Source organism: Enterobacter cloacae complex sp. HYC074_NIDB (assembly GCF_056673345.1).
Genome location: NZ_CP114214.1, coordinates 1,716,449 through 1,735,203, shown reverse-complemented (window position 1 = coordinate 1,735,203; position 18,755 = coordinate 1,716,449). Strand labels below are relative to the sequence as shown.

At 55.6% G+C, this 18,755-nt stretch carries 16 protein-coding genes; 7 read left to right on the top strand and 9 right to left on the bottom strand.

Translation table 11 applies throughout. The features are described from left to right. Positions 1-35: 35 nt before the first annotated feature. The gene (gene fabA / locus O1724_RS08415) at positions 36-554 is read left to right on the top strand and encodes a bifunctional 3-hydroxydecanoyl-ACP dehydratase/trans-2-decenoyl-ACP isomerase (protein WP_000227926.1); all 519 of its coding nucleotides are present in this window, start codon (positions 36-38) and stop codon (positions 552-554) included. 71 nt (positions 555-625) lie between these two features. On the opposite strand, the gene rmf is transcribed toward fabA, so the two are convergent. From rmf to rlmKL, 6 genes are all read right to left on the bottom strand, one after another. Next, positions 626-793, bottom strand: coding sequence for a ribosome modulation factor (rmf, locus tag O1724_RS08410; RefSeq protein ID WP_003858162.1), 168 nt, complete (start codon positions 791-793; stop codon positions 626-628). Between the two features lie 254 nt (positions 794-1,047). Continuing rightward, positions 1,048-1,614: a membrane integrity-associated transporter subunit PqiC gene (pqiC, locus tag O1724_RS08405; RefSeq protein WP_017384809.1), complete on the bottom strand. Its 567-nt coding sequence runs from the start codon at positions 1,612-1,614 to the stop codon at positions 1,048-1,050. Further along, positions 1,611-3,251 carry an intermembrane transport protein PqiB gene (pqiB, locus tag O1724_RS08400; protein WP_003858166.1) on the bottom strand — a complete coding sequence of 547 codons (1,641 nt, stop codon included), beginning with the start codon at positions 3,249-3,251 and terminating at the stop codon, positions 1,611-1,613. The genes pqiC and pqiB overlap by 4 nt, the downstream gene beginning before the upstream one ends. Before the next feature lie 4 nt (positions 3,252-3,255). Next, on the bottom strand, positions 3,256-4,509 hold the full coding sequence (gene pqiA / locus O1724_RS08395) for a membrane integrity-associated transporter subunit PqiA (RefSeq protein WP_017693685.1): 1,254 nt from the start codon (positions 4,507-4,509) through the stop codon (positions 3,256-3,258). A gap of 13 nt (positions 4,510-4,522) precedes the next feature. Then, positions 4,523-6,430: an ABC transporter ATP-binding protein gene (locus O1724_RS08390; RefSeq protein WP_214595492.1), complete on the bottom strand. Its 1,908-nt coding sequence runs from the start codon at positions 6,428-6,430 to the stop codon at positions 4,523-4,525. Positions 6,431-6,442: 12 nt separating this feature from the next. Next, positions 6,443-8,551, bottom strand: a complete 2,109-nt coding sequence (gene rlmKL, locus O1724_RS08385) for a bifunctional 23S rRNA (guanine(2069)-N(7))-methyltransferase RlmK/23S rRNA (guanine(2445)-N(2))-methyltransferase RlmL (RefSeq protein WP_003858171.1) — start codon at positions 8,549-8,551, stop codon at positions 6,443-6,445. A gap of 98 nt (positions 8,552-8,649) precedes the next feature. Between rlmKL and O1724_RS08380 the strand changes: the two genes are divergently transcribed. Next, positions 8,650-9,759, top strand: a complete 1,110-nt coding sequence (locus O1724_RS08380; RefSeq protein ID WP_126296708.1) for a YcbX family protein — start codon at positions 8,650-8,652, stop codon at positions 9,757-9,759. Here the strand turns inward: O1724_RS08380 and zapC are convergent. Together zapC and pyrD are read right to left on the bottom strand one after the other, a co-directional pair. Then, positions 9,756-10,298, bottom strand: coding sequence for a cell division protein ZapC (gene zapC, locus O1724_RS08375; RefSeq protein WP_022650736.1), 543 nt, complete (start codon positions 10,296-10,298; stop codon positions 9,756-9,758). The genes O1724_RS08380 and zapC overlap by 4 nt on opposite strands. Before the next feature lie 166 nt (positions 10,299-10,464). Further along, positions 10,465-11,475 (bottom strand): quinone-dependent dihydroorotate dehydrogenase, encoded by a 1,011-nt coding sequence (gene pyrD / locus O1724_RS08370; RefSeq protein WP_015570907.1) that lies wholly within the window; start codon positions 11,473-11,475, stop codon positions 10,465-10,467. 248 nt (positions 11,476-11,723) lie between these two features. Here pyrD and ssuE point away from each other — a divergent pair, with 248 nt between their 5' ends. From ssuE to ssuB, 5 genes are read left to right on the top strand one after another with little or no spacing between them, the layout of a single operon-like run. Further along, complete coding sequence (gene ssuE / locus O1724_RS08365; protein WP_003858180.1) at positions 11,724-12,299, top strand: NADPH-dependent FMN reductase; 576 nt, start codon at positions 11,724-11,726, stop codon at positions 12,297-12,299. Continuing rightward, positions 12,292-13,254, top strand: coding sequence for a sulfonate ABC transporter substrate-binding protein (locus O1724_RS08360; RefSeq protein WP_023315761.1), 963 nt, complete (start codon positions 12,292-12,294; stop codon positions 13,252-13,254). The genes ssuE and O1724_RS08360 overlap by 8 nt, the downstream gene beginning before the upstream one ends. Continuing rightward, positions 13,251-14,396 carry an FMNH2-dependent alkanesulfonate monooxygenase gene (ssuD, locus tag O1724_RS08355; RefSeq protein WP_017384817.1) on the top strand — a complete coding sequence of 382 codons (1,146 nt, stop codon included), beginning with the start codon at positions 13,251-13,253 and terminating at the stop codon, positions 14,394-14,396. Before O1724_RS08360 ends, ssuD begins: the two co-directional genes overlap by 4 nt. 9 nt (positions 14,397-14,405) lie before the next feature. Beyond that, positions 14,406-15,197 carry an aliphatic sulfonate ABC transporter permease SsuC gene (gene ssuC, locus O1724_RS08350; RefSeq protein ID WP_003858185.1) on the top strand — a complete coding sequence of 264 codons (792 nt, stop codon included), beginning with the start codon at positions 14,406-14,408 and terminating at the stop codon, positions 15,195-15,197. After that, on the top strand, positions 15,194-15,964 hold the full coding sequence (gene ssuB / locus O1724_RS08345) for an aliphatic sulfonates ABC transporter ATP-binding protein (RefSeq protein ID WP_003858186.1): 771 nt from the start codon (positions 15,194-15,196) through the stop codon (positions 15,962-15,964). Before ssuC ends, ssuB begins: the two co-directional genes overlap by 4 nt. 103 nt (positions 15,965-16,067) lie before the next feature. Here ssuB and pepN read toward each other — a convergent pair whose 3' ends face one another. After that, positions 16,068-18,680, bottom strand: coding sequence for an aminopeptidase N (pepN, locus tag O1724_RS08340; RefSeq protein ID WP_022650731.1), 2,613 nt, complete (start codon positions 18,678-18,680; stop codon positions 16,068-16,070). Between the last annotated feature and the right edge of the window lie 75 nt (positions 18,681-18,755).

Here is an 18,755-nt window from a genome sequence, read left to right as displayed (position 1 = left end):
CTGCGTCCTTCACTAAAATAAGGCTTACTGAGAACATGGTAGATAAACGCGAATCCTATACTAAAGAAGACCTTCTTGCCTCTGGTCGCGGTGAACTGTTTGGCGCGAAAGGCCCGCAGTTACCAGCCCCAAATATGCTGATGATGGACCGTGTCGTGAAAATGACCGAAACCGGCGGCAACTTTGATAAGGGTTACGTAGAAGCAGAACTCGATATCAACCCGGACCTGTGGTTCTTCGGTTGCCACTTTATTGGCGATCCGGTAATGCCTGGCTGCCTGGGCCTCGATGCCATGTGGCAGCTGGTTGGCTTCTATCTGGGCTGGCTTGGCGGTGAAGGCAAAGGCCGTGCGCTGGGCGTAGGCGAAGTGAAATTCACCGGTCAGGTTCTGCCTACCGCGAAGAAAGTCACCTACCGTATCCATTTCAAACGCATCGTTAACCGCCGCCTGATTATGGGCCTGGCGGACGGTGAAGTGCTGGTAGATGGTCGCCTGATCTATACCGCGAACGACCTGAAAGTGGGTCTGTTCCAGGATACCTCCGCTTTCTGATAACGGCTTTTAGCCCCTTACAGAAAGGCGAAACCTCCGCATTGCGGAGGTTTCTTTTTAAAGAGACGGTATCAAGCAAGTACTGCCCTGTCTCCGATGGCTTCTCGCCAGCCCCCTAGCCATTGGGACCTTTGATTCAGGGCCTGATAGGGACACATTTCTTTTGAACGTCCGGCGATGCCAGCCTGATAACCACGTTGATGAGCCCTTTCCAGGCGATCTCGTTTCTGTCTCTTCATGCCTCGTTTCCCTCATTCTTTTGTCTGGTGGAAAGAAAACAGTGGTTGCAATATGTGCAAGCACAGTTAACGAATACCCCGAATCGACGTCAGCGTCAACGTTCAAAATTCATACGGGTGTCATATTTGTGAGCTACATGGAAGATCGTTTGTACAAAAAATGTGACGCGGGACAAGTAACAACCTGAACGCAAAACGAAAAAAAAGCCGCAATCAGCAAGAAGCTGAGTGCGGCTTTCGTCGATGAATTTTACTTATGGCAGGCGGGAAATCTCTCTTGCGATAGCAGCCGACTCCTGTGCCCATCCCTGCGCAAGTACTTTCACCATTTCGTCATAGCCATCTTTCTGCTGCTTGAGTTCAAGATGAAAAGGACGCTTAATCAGCTGACCCTGGTGATTCAGCAGCCACTCCCCGCTGATAACAACGGCACCATCATAGCGGCCATGGAATCCCGTCACGTTAACATTCAGAGTGTCCTGATCGCTTCCCAGAGGCTGCGAGGCAACGACCCAACCGGGGAGCTGGCTGCTCAGATTCGCCACCAGCGTATTGCGTAGCTGCTGATCCAGCGGGCTGGCCCACAGGTTATTGTTGGCGATTACGTACTGCACATCGCTGGTCTGGTAGACCACCCCGTTGCCCGCCAGGTAATCTGGCACGGCAACCTGTTCAACCCACAGCAGACGGCTGCCCTGCGAGGTGCTGCTCTGCGCACCGGACTGGGCGCTTAACGGCAGCTGGTAGTAGCTTTTGTTATCGCTTCCAGAGCTACAGGCCGTTAATACCAGTGCGCCTGCGATGATTAGCCATTTTTTCATTGTTTCGCCCTCTTAGGCTCAGGATCCTTTTTGTCTTTCGCTTCAAACACCAGTGCGTTGCTCTTTTCATTGAGCGTTTTCAGAACGGGCTGTAGCTCGCGTAAAACCTGATCAAGACGTTGCATATCCGCCACCATCTTGTTGTAGGCCGCTGAGCCCGGCTGGAAGCCCTGCATACTACGATTCAGTTCGCGCAACGTTTTCTGCATATCCTGCGGCAGCTGCTGCATGGACTGGTTGGCCGTGATCTTGTTGATATTATCCAGGGTGGTTTGCAGACGTTGCATCGTTGCCTGGCTCTGATGCAGTGATCCCGTCGCAGCCTCAAGCATTGGATTCAGCGGCAGATTGTTGATCTTATCCAGCGTTTCCATCAGACGCTGTTGGATCTGCGCCAGGCCACTGCTGACCGTAGGAATGATTTTGTAGCCACCAAATTCACGGATACCCGTCATTGGTGGCGCTTTTGGATAGAAGTCCATATCGACATACAACGCCCCTGTGACCAGGTTGCCGGTTTTCAGCGAGCCGCGCAGCCCGCGATTCAGCAGGTCGCTGATATGCTCCCCAATATCCTGGTCCTCGCCTATCTGATTAATCAAACGCTCAGGCTCAATGCGGATCAGCACCGGAATACGATAATCATCATCAAGCATCTGCTTCAGTCCCGGAACAAAGTAAGGCACTTGTCCCACTGTTCCCAGACGAATACCGCGGAACTCAACTGGCGCTCCTGGCTGCAAGCCGCGTACAGAGTCCTTAAAGAACATAAGATAGTCGATGTGATCGGTATAGAGCGCATCCTGAATGCTTTTTTGATCGTCAAACAGTCTGAAGGCGGTTTTTTCCGCCACCGGTTGTCCCAGATCTATACCTTCCGGCACGTCAAAACTGACGCCCCCACCAAACAGCGTGGTGAGTGAACCCATCTCAACGCGCATCCCCGCAGAGGTGAGATCTACCGCGATCCCGCTGTCTTTCCAGAAGCGAACGTTGCTGGTCACCAGGCGGTCATTAGGCGCGTTGATAAATAGCTGATAGCTGATGGTCCGTTTTTGCGGATCGAAGGTGCTTGTTTCAACCGAACCGACGCGATACCCACGGAACAGCACCGGATCGCCCGGCGAGAGCTGGCCCGCTTTTTTACTGTCCAGAATAACGCGGATCCCTTTTGCATCCGGTGGCGCAAGCGGCGGTGAATCCAGCAGCTGATAGTTTGCTGGCTGGGCGCCTTTGTTGCCGGGCTGGAGTTCAATATAAGCCCCGGACAATAGCGTCCCTAAGCCGCTGATCCCTTCTCTCCCAACCTGCGGTTTCACTACCCAAAAAACAGAATCTTCATGGAGCAGTTTTTCCATGCCAGCATTCAGGCGGGCCTTGATTTCAACATGGGTTAAATCATCCGTCAGGGTCGCGCTTTCCACGACACCCACATCCACGCTGCGGCTCTTGATGGTGGTTTTTCCGCCCTCAATCCCCTCTGCATTGGTGGTAATTAGCGTGACTTCCGGTCCCTGATGGCTGTAATGATAAAACAGGATCCATGCACCGATCAGCGCGGTCACGATGGGGAAAATCCACACCGGCGACCAGTTTCTGACCTTCTGCACTTTAGCCTCTCCACTCTTATTTTCCATGCTCTTACTCTTCCTCATGGCTTGAATCGGGCTCACGATCCCACGATAAACGAGGGTCGAAGGTCATGGCCGCAAACATGGTCATAATGACGACCAACGCAAACATCAGCGCTCCCATAGCGGGATAAATACTCATCAGCCCACCCATACGCACCAGCGCTGAGAGAACCGCAATCACGAACACGTCAATCATCGACCAGCGGCCAACAAATTCCACGACCTCATAAATCAGATGCATGCGCTCGCTGTCTCGCTTACCGTGCCCTTTTGCATCCCAGCAAAGCCAGGCAATGGCAATCATCTTTAAGGTCGGAACCATAATACTGGCGAGGAATATGACGCCTGCTACAGGGTAAGATCCCTCGCTCCACAGCAAAATCACCCCGGCCAGTATGGTCGAGGGCATTCTGTCGCCGAGCAAATCGGTGATCATGATCGGCAAGATATTGGCGGGCAGATAGAGCATGACAGAGGTCACCAGCAGCGCCATGGTCCATTGCAGGCTATTTTTGCGCCGGACGTGACCTTTTGTTTCACAGCGCGGACACACCTCGACATCCGCGGGCAGCACGGCGGTGCAGCACGAGCAGGAGCGAAGCCCCTGACGGATACCCGGTACGCCCACCTTTACCGTCTGCGAGAGCGTCGGCGCCGGGGCAATATCGTCCCAGGCCCAGCGTCGGTCCACGCACTGGAACGCGCGCAGTTGCAGCACGCAATACAGACACCACGGAATAAAGCTGCTGCCAATCCCCACATCGCCGTAGGCCATCAGCTTCACGAAGCTGACCAGGATACCCGCGAGAAAAATTTCCGCCATCCCCCAGCTTTTCAGCTGGAAAAGGATCCGCGCGAGTTTGATTTTAAGGACAGTGGGCATCCTGACGCGGTTGACCAGCAGCAGAATGACGACCAGGCAAAAAGCCGGGACGATCTGCACGAACAGAAGAAAGAAGGTGCCAAGGCTGGCGTAATCTTCCGAGAACATCACGCCAGGAATTTCCAGTAAATCTACCTGGCTGGTCATCCCACCTACTTTCATATAGATGAAAGGGAAGAGATTGGAGAGCAGTAACATGAATAAGGCTGCCAGCGCATAAGCCGTAGGACGCTGCCTTGGCGCGTCCCACTCGGTCGTCAGCGTAGCGCCGCAGCGCGGGCAGGCAGCTTTATGTCCGTGACCAAGCTCTGGCAACGCCACGAGCATATCGCATTGCGAGCATAATATATGCCGATCGGCATGGTGCTGGTCACACATAGATTATCCCTGTTTATGCGCCGTTTTTCAGAGACTCAAGGTACTCCCAGCGCTCAAATGCCTCTTCCAGCGCCTGTTCAGCCTGGGAGAGTTCAGCCAATACTTTCTGAGTATAGTCGTAAGGCTGCGTAAAGAATGACGCATCAGCGACCTGGATTTGCAGTGCTTCCAGTGCAGCTTCCAGCTCTTCCAGACGCTGCGGCAGCCCCTCCAGCTCGCGCTGCAAGTTATAACTCATTTTAGCAGGAGACTTTTTGACAGTTTCTGCTTTCGCAACAACAGGTTCAGCGACATTTTTGGTCTTCGCCTGTTTTTGCGCCAGCGACTGCGATTGCTGTCCACGCGCGTCATGATAGCCGCCTACATATTGCCCGATGCGTCCTTCGCCTTCGAAGATCCAGCACTCGGTCACGGTGTTATCGACAAACTGACGATCGTGGCTGACCAGCATCACGGTTCCCTGATAACCATCAATCAACTCTTCCAGCAGTTCCAGCGTTTCGACATCCAGATCGTTAGTCGGTTCATCGAGAATCAATAAGTTACTGGGTTTCAGGAACAAACGCGCCAGCAAAAGACGGTTACGCTCACCGCCGGACAGCGCGCGCACCGGCGTCATGGCGCGTTTCGGGTGGAACAGGAAGTCCTGAAGGTAGCCCAGCACGTGACGCGGCTTGCCGTTAACCATGACCTCCTGTTTGCCCTCAGCGAGGTTATCCATCACCGTACGGTCTGGATCCAGCTCTGCGCGGTGCTGGTCGAAGTACGCCACTTCCAGTTTGGTACCGCAGTGGATACGACCGCTGTCGGCCTGGAGCTGGCCGAGCATCAGTTTCAGCAGCGTGGTTTTACCGCACCCGTTCGGGCCGATCAGCGCAATTTTGTCGCCGCGCTGAACCTGAGCGGAGAAATCGTTTACCAGCACTTTGCCGTCAACCGAATAATTCACGTTCTCCATTTCGAAGACAATCTTGCCCGAGCGGGACGCCTCTTCAACCTGCATTTTGGCGCTCCCCATGACTTCACGGCGTTCGCTACGTTCGCGGCGCATCGCCTTCAGGGCGCGAACGCGGCCTTCGTTACGGGTACGACGGGCTTTGATGCCCTGACGGATCCAGACCTCTTCCTGTGCCAGCTTGCGGTCGAACTCGGCGTTTTGCAGCTCTTCGACGCGCAGGTTCTCTTCTTTCTCCAGTAGATAGGTATCGTAATCGCCCGGGTAAGTCACCAGCTTGCCGCGGTCGAGGTCGACAATGCGCGTGGCCATATTGCGAATGAACGAACGGTCGTGGGAGATGAAGATAATGGTGCCGTTAAAGGTTTTCAGGAACCCTTCCAGCCAGTCAATCGCTTCGATATCCAGGTGGTTCGTCGGTTCGTCCAGCAGCAGCACCTTAGGCCCGCTCACCAGGGCACGGCCCAGCGCCGCTTTACGCAGCCAGCCGCCGGAGAGCGCCGACAGCTCCATATCCGCTTCCAGGCCAAGCTGGGCCAGCACTTCATTAATGCGGTTTTCCAGCTGCCACAGACCGTGGTGATCGAGCATCTCCTGCACTTTTGCCAGCTCGTTGAGATTCTTGTCGCTCGGGTCCGTCATCACCAGATGCGAAATCTCGTGGTAACGCTTGAGGTATTCCGCCTGCTCTGAAATCCCTTCGGCCACAAAATCGTAAACGCTGCCGGTGACGTTACGCGGCGGATCCTGTTGCAGACGAGAGACGATCAGATCCTGCTCGTAAACAATACGGCCGTCATCCAGCCCCTGCTCACGGTTGAGGATTTTCATCAGCGTCGATTTACCTGCGCCGTTACGGCCCACCAGACAGACGCGCTCGTTATCTTCGATATGCAGCTCTGCATTATCGAGAAGCGGTGAGTCGCTGAAAGAGAGCCACGCGCCGTGCATACTAATTAAAGACATTTATTTTTCCTTTCAGACCGCGGAAATCAGCCAGCAGTTGTGGATTTGACGGTTACGGGCAAAGTCCTGAGACAGCGTTTTTTGGCTGATTTCTTGTGCTTTCAGTCCCAGTTCGGCCAGGCCGTCGTGATCCATGCGGAATCCGCGCTTGTTGTTCGAGAACATAATGGTGCCGCCTTTACGCAGCAGGCGCTTCAGGTCGGTCATCAGGCGCAGGTGATCGCGTTGAACGTCAAAGCTATCCTCCATACGCTTGGAGTTAGAGAAGGTCGGCGGATCGATAAAGATCAGGTCAAACTGCTCGTCGGTATCGCGCAGCCAGCCCAGCACGTCGGCCTGTAACAGGCGATGCTGACGACCGGTTAAGCCGTTAAGACGCAGGTTGCGCTCTGCCCACTCCAGATAAGTTCGTGACATATCTACCGTGGTGGTGCTACGCGCGCCGCCAAGCCCCGCATGAACGCTGGCGCTGCCGGTATAGGAGAACAGGTTCAGGAAGTCTTTGCCCTTGCTCATCTGGCCCAGCATGCGGCGGGCGATACGGTGGTCGAGGAACAGACCGGTATCAAGGTAGTCGGTCAGGTTAACCCACAGGCGCGCGTTATATTCGCCCACTTCGATGAAGTCACCCTTCTCGCCCATCTTCTGATACTGGTTTTTGCCTTTCTGACGCTCACGGGTTTTCAGCACCAGCTTGTTTGGCGAAATGCCGAGTACGGCGATGGTGGCCGCAATCACATCCAGCATACGCTGACGCGCTTTTTGCGCATCGATAGTTTTCGGCGGGGCGTATTCCTGAACCACTACCCAGTCCGCATAGCGGTCAACCGCCACGTTGTATTCCGGCAGGTCAGCGTCGTACAGGCGATAACATTCGATGCCTTCCTGCTTTGCCCACTTCTCAAATTTCTTCAGGTTTTTGCGCAGGCGGTTGGCGTAATCTTCCGCCACGCCTGACGGTTTGCTATCCGCCGCTATCTCTGCCAGATGGTAGTTTTTCTGCACGCAGTCCAGCGGGCCGTTTTTCGCCTTGAACTGGCGATCGGCACGCAATTGCAGGCAGCTCAGCAGCTCCGGCGAGGCGCTAAACAGGGAGAGGTTCCAGCCGCCGAAATGCGCTTTCATGTTGCGGCCCAGCAGGCTGTGCAGTGCAATCAGCGCCGGCTCGCTGTCCAGACGCTCACCATACGGCGGGTTGCTGATCACCGTACCGTACGGGCCTTTTGGCAACGGGTTGGTCAGGTTCGCCACGTCTTTCACCTCGAAGGTGACCAGCTCGCCGATACCGGCACGACGGGCGTTGCTGCGCGCACGTTCAATCACCCGTGCATCGCTGTCCGAACCGTAAAAGTGAGAGGTGTATTCCGCCAGCCCTTTACGGGCGCGGGTCTGCGCATCGTCTTTGACCTCTTTCCAGATGGCCTCATCGTGCTGTGCCCAGCCTTTGAAGCCCCAGTGGCCGCGGTGCAGCCCTGGCGCACGGTCGGTGGCCAGCATCGCGGCTTCAATCAGCAGCGTACCGGAACCGCACATCGGATCGAGCAGCGGCGTACCTGGCTGCCATCCGGAGCGCATCACGATAGCGGCAGCCAGCGTTTCTTTGATCGGCGCCATCCCGGTGCGATCGCGATAACCGCGCAGATGCAGGCCTGCGCCGCTCAGATCAAGGGAAATACTGGCCGTATCGCCGTTCAGCCAGACGTTGATACGCAGATCCGGGTTTTCACGGTCAACGTTCGGACGTTCTTTATTACGACGCGTGAAGCAGTCCACAATGGCATCCTTAACGCGCAGGGCACCGTACTGGCTGTTGCGGATCTCATCGTTGACGCCGTTGAAATGCACCGCAAAGGTGGCGTCCGGGGTGAAGATCTCTGTCCAGTCGATCATCTGTACGCCGGTGTAGAGATCAAGATCGCTGTAGACCTTGCACTCTTTCATCGGCAGCATGATGCGCGACGCCAGACGGCTCCACATCAGGCTCTGGTAAATAAGCCGCGTGTCGCCCTCAAAATGGACACCACCCTGAACCACCCGGCACTCTTTCGCGCCCAGGGCTTCCAGTTCAGTTTTTAACAGCTCTTCCAGCCCACGGGCCGTACTGGCAAACAGAGAATTCATATCGTCACTTTTACTCATAGAAAATTGTCGCGCATTATAGCTAATATGGCGTGTATGTCATAAAGTTGAAGGCTTATTTTCTTTAGCGGGAGTGTGTAGTGGCGACGTTATCCAGGCTTTTTATTCATCCGGTGAAATCGATGCGCGGTATCGGCGTGACTCACGCGCTGGCCGATATGAGCGGATTCGCCTTCGATCGTATTTTTATGGTCACCGAGCCTGACGGTACGTTTATCACCGCACGTCAGTTCCCGCAGATGGTTCGCTTTACGCCTTCCCCGCTTCATGACGGGCTGCATTTGACCGCGCCAGACGATTCAAGCGTCGTGATCCGCTTTGCTGATTTTGCGCCGCTTGATGCGCCAACGGAAGTGTGGGGCAATCATTTTACCGCGCGTATCGCGCCGGATAACATTAACCAGTGGCTCAGCGGCTTTTTCTCCCGTGACGTTCAGCTGCGCTGGGTTGGGCCTGCGCTGACCCGTCGCGTGAAGCGCCACGATGCGGTTCCCCTCTCCTTCGCGGATGGTTTTCCCTTTCTGCTGACCAGCGAGGCCTCGCTGCGAGATTTACAAAAACGTTGCAAAGCCAGCGTGCAGATGGAGCAGTTTCGCCCGAATCTGGTGGTGACCGGAGCGGAGGCCTGGGATGAAGATACCTGGAAAGTCATCCGCATCGGCAGCGTTATTTTTGACGTGGTGAAACCGTGCAGCCGCTGTATTCTCACCACCATTAGCCCGGAGAAAGGCCAGAAGCATCCTTCCGGTGAACCGCTAAAAACCTTGCAGTCATTTCGCACCGCGCAGGATAAAGGTGATGTCGACTTTGGCCAGAACCTGATCCCCCGCTCCAGCGGTGTGATCCGCGTGGGCGACGAGATCGAGATCCTTACCCGCGGGCCTGCCAGGGTGTACGGCGCAGGTCAGGAAGAAGAGATGGTTGACGTGGTAACCAACGTCGCTTCCGCGGTGGATATTCACTGGGAAGGCAAAGTTATCCGTGGTAACAATCAGCAGGTGCTACTGGAACAACTGGAACAGGCGGGTATCCGCGTACCGTATTCCTGTCGCGCGGGGATTTGCGGATGCTGTCGCATTAAACTGGTCGATGGTGAAGTGAGTGCCCTGAAGAAATCTGCGATTGGCGGTGACGGCACGATCCTGTGCTGTAGCTGTGTCCCGAAAACATCCGTACAGCTGGAAGCTTAAACCGCCTGTTCGAGGCTGAAGGAATCAACGCGCAGCTGTGGCTTCAGCCTGTCGTTCATCACTTTGATGGCATCACCTAACTGCATAACTCGCCCGGCAATGGTCACGCCGGGTTGGGCCAGCAAACAGAGCGCAGCGTTTTCACCGGGTTCAACCACCAGCAAATTCACCTCCTCTTCGGTATCGCTCAGATTGACGCTCGCCGCATCGCCGATAGCCGGGGTCCAGCTCATGCCGTGCGCAAGGAAATGCCAGCTTTTCGGCATTTGCGGTTTCAGGAAACGGATCGCCACCAGTGCATTTAATACCAGTTCAGCGCGCTGTTCTTTGGAGAGATCGAACTCGCGGCATTTTTCTTCGAAAGAGAAATAGAGTGCAGCATCGTCAACGCAAAAGCCTGAGGGAGCAAACGCGTCTGGGGTTAACATTCGGCGCGCAAAACGAGAGCGAAACAACATGCCATTGGCTAAGTCGAGCATCATACGGTCATGCTCTTCACAAAAATACCAGCGCCAGTTATCGTCAGGTTTAATTCGCATGTTTCTCTCCCGTCCCCTAAACGTCCTGTACTAAAAATGTCCTGTTTGCCGCTTCGCTTATAACACTAGTAATAAAAGACTATAATGTCTAAATAAGCAACAATGACGGAATATAAAACAACCAGGGCTGGAAATAAAGCCCTGGTTGTCTGATTAAGAGAAAAGATTAGATATGCGTGACGATTTCTTTAATCAGCGGCGGCCCTTTAAAAATAAAGCCGGAATAAATTTGCACCAGCGATGCGCCTGCCGCCATCTTCTCACGTGCAGCGATGACGGAGTCAATGCCACCCACGCCAATAATCGGCAGCTGGCCTTTTAATTCCGCGGAGAGTGCGCGAATAATTTCGGTGCTTTTTAATTGTACCGGACGGCCACTTAATCCACCCGCTTCGTCACAGTTTTTCATTCCCTGAACGAGAGAGCGATCGAGTGTCGTATTGGTCGCAATCACACCATCAATATTATGGCGAACTAAACTGTCGGCAACCTGGATCAATTCTTCTGCCGAAAGATCCGGGGCGATCTTAACCGCGACCGGAACATATTTATGGTGGATCGCCTGTAGCGCCGTTTGTTTATTTTTAATGGCGCTAAGAAGATCGTCGAGCGCTTCGCCATATTGTAATGAACGCAGCCCTGGGGTGTTAGGCGAGGAAATATTCACCGCAATATAACCGGCATAGGCATAGACTTTTTCCATACAAATCAGATAGTCATCTTTACCCTGCTCGACCGGCGTGTCTTTATTTTTGCCAATATTTATACCCAGCACGCCATCAAAATGGGCTTTCTTAACGTTCTCAACCAGATGATCGACGCCAAGGTTATTAAAGCCCATGCGGTTGATCAGCCCTTCGGCTTCAACCAGGCGAAACAGACGTGGCTTGTCATTTCCCGGCTGCGGACGCGGCGTTACCGTCCCGATTTCGATCGAGCCAAAGCCCATCGCACCGAGTGCATCAATGCATTCGCCATTTTTGTCCAGACCGGCCGCCAGGCCCAGTGGATTTTTGAAAGTCAGGCCCATGCACTGAACTGGTTTTTCCGGCACGTTTTGACGCACCAGCGCGGCCAGAGGCGTTCCTGTAATACGGCGTAACTGCTGAAATGTAAATTCATGAGCGCGCTCAGGATCGAGCTGGAAAAGGGCTTTACGAACGAAGGGGTAGTACATGAACTCTCCTGGATTCCCGGTGTGCAAACCGGGAGGGGATTATGTGCGATCCCGCCCGGAAAGGGAATTGACCTGTGGCAAAAAAGCCACGTAAAACGCAATCGTTTACTTATCGGTTCGCTTCTTATGCATTTTTCTGCATTCATCCTGAGGATAAATCATTTAGTGGAATAACCACGCAATGTCACACTCCTGAAAATTGTTATGAATGTTAGATAAAAGCAAACAATTAGTTATAAGGAGCAACCATGCGCGTCATTACCCTGGCCGGAAGCCCCCGCTTCCCCTCTCGCTCCAGCGCACTGCTGGAATACGCTCGCGAAAAGCTTAATGCTCTGGATGTCGAAGTGTGTCACTGGAATTTGCACAATTTCGCGCCTGAAGATCTGCTCTACGCCCGTTTCGACAGCCCGGCGCTGAAAACCCTGATCGAACAACTTAAGAGTGCTGACGGGCTGGTCGTCGCGACACCGATTTATAAAGCTTCTTTTTCCGGCGCACTGAAAACGCTCCTCGATCTGCTGCCCGAACGTGCGCTGGACGGTAAGGTCGTCCTGCCGCTGGCCACAGGCGGTACGGTAGCCCATTTACTGGCGGTGGATTATGCCCTCAAGCCGGTTCTGAACGCGCTGAAAGCACAGGAGATCCTGCATGGCGTCTTCGCTGACGACTCACAGGTAATCGACTACCAGCATAAACCGCATTTCACGCCGAATCTGCAAACCCGCCTCGACAGCGCGCTTGAAACCTTCTGGCACGCCCTGAACCGTCGGGATCGCCACGCGGCGGCATTTCATCAATCACAAGGAGTGGCGCATGTTTAAAACAGTTACCCGTATCGGGCTGGCAGGTCTGCTGGCAGTGGCGTCGCTGGCTCAGGCGACGGTGAAAGCGCCGGAGAGCCTGCGTATCGGTTATCAGAAAGGCAGCGTCAGCATGGTGCTGGCGAAAAGCCATGCGTTGCTGGAGAAGCGTTTCCCGGAGACCAAATTCTCATGGGTCGAGTTCCCTGCCGGACCACAGATGCTGGAGGCGCTGAACGTCGGGAGTATTGATTTAGGCAGCACCGGCGATATCCCGCCGATCTTTGCGCAGGCTGCCGGGGCGGATCTGGTTTACGTTGGCGTTGAGCCCGCCAAGCCGAAGGCAGAGGTTATTTTGGTGCCCGAAAACAGCGAGATCAAAAGCGTCGCCGACCTCAAAGGCCATAAGGTTGCTTTCCAGAAAGGTTCAAGCTCGCACAACCTGCTGCTGCGCGCGTTGCAGGAGGCCGGCCTAAAATTCACCGATATCCAGCCCGTTTACCTGACGCCTGCCGATGCGCGCGCGGCGTTTCAGCAAAAAAATGTTGATGCCTGGGCTATCTGGGATCCGTACTACTCCGCCGCACTGTTGCAGGGCGGTGTGCGGGTGCTGAAAGACGGCACCACCCTGAAGCAGACCGGTTCGTTCTACCTGGCGGCACGTCCTTACGCTGAGAAAAATGGCGCCTTTATTCAGCAGGTGCTGGATACCTTCTCTCAGGCCGATGCGCTGACCCAAAGCCAGCGTCAGCAGAGCATCACGCTGCTGGCAAAAACCATGGGCCTGCCTGAACCGGTGATCGCCACCTATCTTGACCACCGTCCTCCCACCACCATAGCGCCGGTTGACGCCCACGTTGCCGCTCTCCAGCAGCAAACGGCAGACCTCTTTTATCAAAACCGCCTGGTTCCAAAGCAGGTGAATATTCGCGAACGCATCTGGCAACCCGCTGGCATTGAAGGAAAAAAATCATGAGTCTGAATCTTTTCTGGTTTTTACCCACCCACGGTGATGGACACTATCTTGGCACAGAAGAAGGCGCCCGCCCGGTCGATCACGGCTACCTACAGCAGATCGCCCAGGCGGCAGACCGCATCGGTTTTACCGGGGTGCTGATCCCGACGGGCCGTTCATGTGAGGATGCGTGGCTGGTTGCCGCGTCAATGATCCCCGTCACCCAGCGCCTGAAATTCCTGGTAGCCTTGCGCCCGAGCGTGGTGTCGCCCACCGTCGCGGCGCGTCAGGCGGCAACGCTGGACAGGCTTTCCAACGGCCGTGCGCTGTTCAACCTTGTGACGGGCAGCGATCCGCAGGAGCTGGCGGGGGATGGCGTTTTCCTCGATCATACCGAACGCTATGAAGCCTCCGCAGAGTTCACCCGCGTCTGGCGACGTCTGCTGGAAGGGGAAACCGTCACCTTCGAAGGGAAACATATCCACGTTCGCGATGCGCAGCTCTACTTCCCGCCGGTACAGCAGCCGCGCCCTCCCCTCTATTTTGGCGGATCGTCGGACGTGGCGCAGGAGCTGGCGGCCGAGCAGGTCGATCTCTATCTGACCTGGGGCGAACCACCGGAGCTGGTGAAAGAGAAAATTGCTCAGGTACGCGCTAAAGCCGCAGAACATGGCCGTACGGTACGCTTTGGTATTCGCCTGCACGTGATCGTCCGCGAAACCAACGACGAGGCCTGGCAAGCCGCCGACCGTCTGATCGCTCATCTGGACGACGACACTATCGCCAAAGCACAGGCGGCGTTTGCCAAAACCGACTCCGTGGGCCAGCACCGGATGGCCTCCCTGCACAACGGCAAGCGTGAAAATCTTGAGATCAGCCCGAACCTGTGGGCCGGGGTGGGTCTGGTGCGCGGCGGCGCCGGCACGGCGCTGGTCGGCGACGGTCCAACCGTAGCGGCACGCATTAATGAATACGCGGCGCTGGGGATCGACAGCTTTATCCTGTCTGGCTACCCGCATCTGGAGGAGGCGTACAAGGTGGGTGAACTGCTGTTTCCGCACCTGGATGTCGCTATCCCGGAAATTCCGCAGCCACGCCAGCTTCAGTTACAGGGCGAAGCCGTGGCGAACGCGTTTATCCCGAGAAAAGTCGCGCAAAGCTAAGGAGCCACCATGTCTGCAACCGCACAAAAATGGCTACTGCGCGCCGCGCCGTGGTTTCTGCCCGTCGGCATTGTCCTCGTCTGGCAACTGGCGTCTTCAACTGGCTGGCTGTCGAGCCGCATTTTGCCCTCTCCGGAGGGCGTTGTGGAAGCGTTCTGGTCGCTCAGCGCCAGCGGTGAGCTGTGGCAACATCTTGCCATCAGCTCCTGGCGCGCGGTAATCGGCTTTTCGATTGGCGGAAGCATCGGCCTGACGCTGGGGCTGATCAGCGGCCTGTCCCGCTGGGGTGAGCGGCTGCTGGATACCTCCGTTCAGATGCTGCGTAACGTGCCGCATCTGGCGCTTATCCCACTGGTTATTTTGTGGTTTGGCATTGATGAGAGCGCCAAAATTTTCCTCGTGGCGCTGGGAACGTTATTCCCGATTTATATCAATACCTGGCATGGGATCCGCAATATCGATCGCGGTCTGGTTGAGATGGCCCGCAGCTATGGCCTGTCAGGTTTTGCCCTGTTTACCCATGTGATCCTGCCGGGCGCCCTGCCCTCCATTATGGTTGGGGTGCGTTTTGCGCTCGGCCTGATGTGGCTAACCCTGATCGTGGCGGAAACCATTTCGGCTAACTCCGGCATTGGTTATCTGGCGATGAACGCCCGCGAGTTCCTGCAAACGGACGTGGTGGTGGTTGCCATTATCCTTTATGCCCTGCTCGGCAAACTTGCGGACGTCAGCGCCCAGTGGCTGGAACGTAGCTGGCTGCGCTGGAACCCGGCCTACACCGCTCAGGAGGCGAAAGCATGAATACTGCACGACTGAACCAGGGAACACCGTTACTGCTGAACGGCGTGACCAAACGCTACGGCGACAACACCATTCTGAATGCACTGGATCTGCATATTCCTGCCGGACAGTTTGTTGCCGTTGTCGGCCGCAGCGGTGGCGGCAAGAGTACCCTGCTGCGTCTTTTAGCCGGGCTGGAAGCGCCAAACAGCGGTGACATTCTGGCAGGCACTACGCCGCTGGCCACGATTCAGGATGATACGCGCATGATGTTTCAGGATGCGCGTCTGCTGCCGTGGAAAACGGTGATGGATAACGTCGGGCTGGGCCTGAAGGGCATCTGGCGGGAGGACGCCCGGCAGGCACTCGCTGCGGTAGGGCTGGAGAATCGCGCGGGAGAGTGGCCTGCGGCCCTGTCGGGTGGACAAAAGCAGCGCGTAGCGCTGGCACGCGCGCTGATTCATCGTCCCGGCCTGCTGCTGCTTGATGAACCGCTCGGCGCGCTTGATGCCCTGACGCGGATCGAAATGCAGGATCTGATTGAAACCCTATGGCAGACGCACGGCTTTACGGTGCTGCTGGTGACGCATGATGTCAGTGAAGCCGTGGCAATGGCAGACAGGGTGCTGTTAATAGAAGAAGGTAAAATTGGTCTGGATCTGACGGTAGATATTCCGCGTCCTCGCCGCGTGGGATCGGCCCGACTGGGGGAGCTGGAAGCCGAAGTGCTGGATCGGGTGATGAAGCGTGGGGTAAGTGAACGGGTGTTGATTAAAGCTAATGCCTGATGCCCGCACCCCGGCCCTCTCCCACAGGGAGAGGGAGAAAAAACTAAAAAACGGCAACCGAGGTTGCCGTTTTGCTTTTACCTGCCCACCGGGCAATTTTTTATTACGCTAAGGCCTTAGCAATCTTCTCGTACAGATCGCCAGACAGATTTTCCAGCCCTTTCAGCTGCTCAAGCGCGGCGCGCATTTTCGCCTGACGCTGCGCATCGTAACGTTTCAGGCGGATCAGCGGCTCAATCAGACGAGACGCCACCTGCGGGTTACGGCTGTTCAGCTCGGTCAGCATTTCAACCATGAACTGATAACCGCTGCCGTCTTCGGCATGGAACGCGGCTGGGTTGCTGCTGGCGAAGGCACCAATCAGAGAGCGGACGCGGTTCGGGTTGCTCATGGTGAACGAACGGTGCTTCAGCAGGCTACGTACTTTGCTGAGTACATCGGCTGCCGGACTGGTGGCCTGAAGGATGAACCACTTGTCCATCACCAGACCATCCTGATACCACTTGTCGTCGTACTCCTGCATCAGCGCATCGCGGCACGGCAGCTCGGCGGCAACGCTTGCAGCCAGCGCGGCCAGCGCATCCGTCATGTTATCGGCTTCGTGGTACTGCTTGCTGACCAGCGTGTTCGCCAGCTCTGCCTCACCAAACGCCAGATAGCGCAGGCAGGTATTGCGCAGGGAACGTTTACCGATATCCGCGTGTTCCACCCGATACGCGTCCAGCTTGTTGGCGTTGTAAATGGCGAGGAACTCATCTGCCAGTTCGGTCGCCAGCGTGCGGGTCAGCGCTTCACGCACGGCGACGATGGCAATCGGATCAATGATGTCAAACAGCTCGGCGATTTCAGTCGCAGACGGCAGCGTTAAAATTTCAGCCGCCAGCGCCGGGTCAATGTTCTCATCCAGCAGGATGGCACGGAACGCGTCTGCCACATGAACCGGCAGCGTCAACGGCTGGCCCTGCTGGTAACGGTTGACGTTCAGCTTGATGTAGGTCGCCAGCAGGCTTTGTGCCGCATCCCAGCGCGAGAAATCGTTGCGCGCGTGACGCATCAGGAACGTCAGCTGCTGATCGCTCCACTTATATTCGAGTTTCACCGGCGCAGAGAATTCGCACAGCAGGGCAGGAACGGGCTGGAAATAGACGTTATCGAAGATAAAGGTCTGCTCTGCCTGGGTCACGTTCAGCACGTTATGCACCGGGTGACCGCCCTTCTGTAACGGGATCACATTGCCTTCGTTGTCGTACAGCTCAACGCTGAACGGAATGTGCAGCGGATGTTTCTCTTCCTGCTCCGCCGTTGGCGGTGTGCGCTGGCTGATGGTCAGCGTGTACTGCTCGGTTTCCGGGTTGTAGTCGTCTTTGACCGTCACAATCGGCGTACCGGCCTGGCTGTACCAGCGGCGGAAATGAGACAGATCCACGTTAGAGGCGTCTTCCATCGCCTGAACAAAATCGTCGCAGGTGGCCGCACTGCCGTCGTGACGCTCGAAGTAAAGCTGCATCCCTTTCTGGAAATTCTCTTCGCCCAGCAGGGTGTGGATCATGCGGATAATTTCAGCGCCTTTTTCATACACCGTCAGGGTGTAGAAGTTATTCATCTCAATGACTTTATCCGGGCGGATCGGGTGGGCCATTGGGCTGGCATCTTCTGCAAATTGCAGACCACGCATAGTGCGCACGTTGTTGATGCGGTTCACCGCCCGCGATCCCAGATCGGAGCTGAACTCCTGATCGCGGAAGACGGTTAAGCCCTCTTTCAGGCTCAGCTGGAACCAGTCGCGACAGGTGACGCGGTTCCCGGTCCAGTTGTGAAAATATTCGTGGCCGATAACGCGTTCGATATCGAGGTAATCTTTATCCGTGGCGGTATCGGTACGCGCCAGCACGTATTTGGAGTTAAAGATGTTAAGACCTTTATTCTCCATCGCGCCCATGTTGAAGAAATCGACAGCAACAATCATATAGATGTCGAGGTCATATTCGAGACCAAAGCGCGTTTCATCCCACTTCATGGAGTTGATGAGAGAGGTCATTGCCCACGGTGCGCGGTCAAGGTTGCCACGATCCACGAACAGCTCCAGCGCGACTTCACGGCCAGAGCGCGTTTTAAAGGTGTCGCGGAGAACATCGAAATCTCCCGCCACCAGCGCAAACAGATAGCAGGGTTTCGGGAACGGATCCTGCCACTGTACCCAGTGACGGCCATTCTCCATTTCCCCCTCGCCAATCCGGTTGCCGTTGGAGAGCAGGTACGGGTACAGCGTTTTGTCGGCAATAATTTTGGTGGTAAAGCGCGCCAGGACGTCCGGGCGATCAAGATACCAGGTAATGTGGCGGAAACCTTCGGCTTCACACTGGGTACACAGGGCTACGCCTGACTGGTAAAGCCCTTCCAGCGCGGTATTGGCGGCAGGGCTAATTTCATTCACGATGCGCAGGGTAAAGCGTTCCGGCAGGTTGTCGATGACCAGCTGGTTGCCTTCTTCTTTATAGTCTGACCAGGCTTCATCGTTAATATGCAGGGAAACCAGCGTAAGGTCTTCACCATCCAGACGCAGCGGCACGGCTGTCGCGCTCTGGCGCGTCACCTGGCTTACCGCCGTCACGACGGTTTTTGTGGCATCCAGGTCGAAAGTCAGATCGATATCGCTTATCAGGTATTCCGGCGCACGGTAGTCGTGGCGGTATTTAGCTTGTGGCTGTTGTGTCATAGAAAACCTTATGCATCGTTTGTCGAGTAACGATTCAATATATTCCTGTTGTGTAAAACGCGCTATGCAGAATGT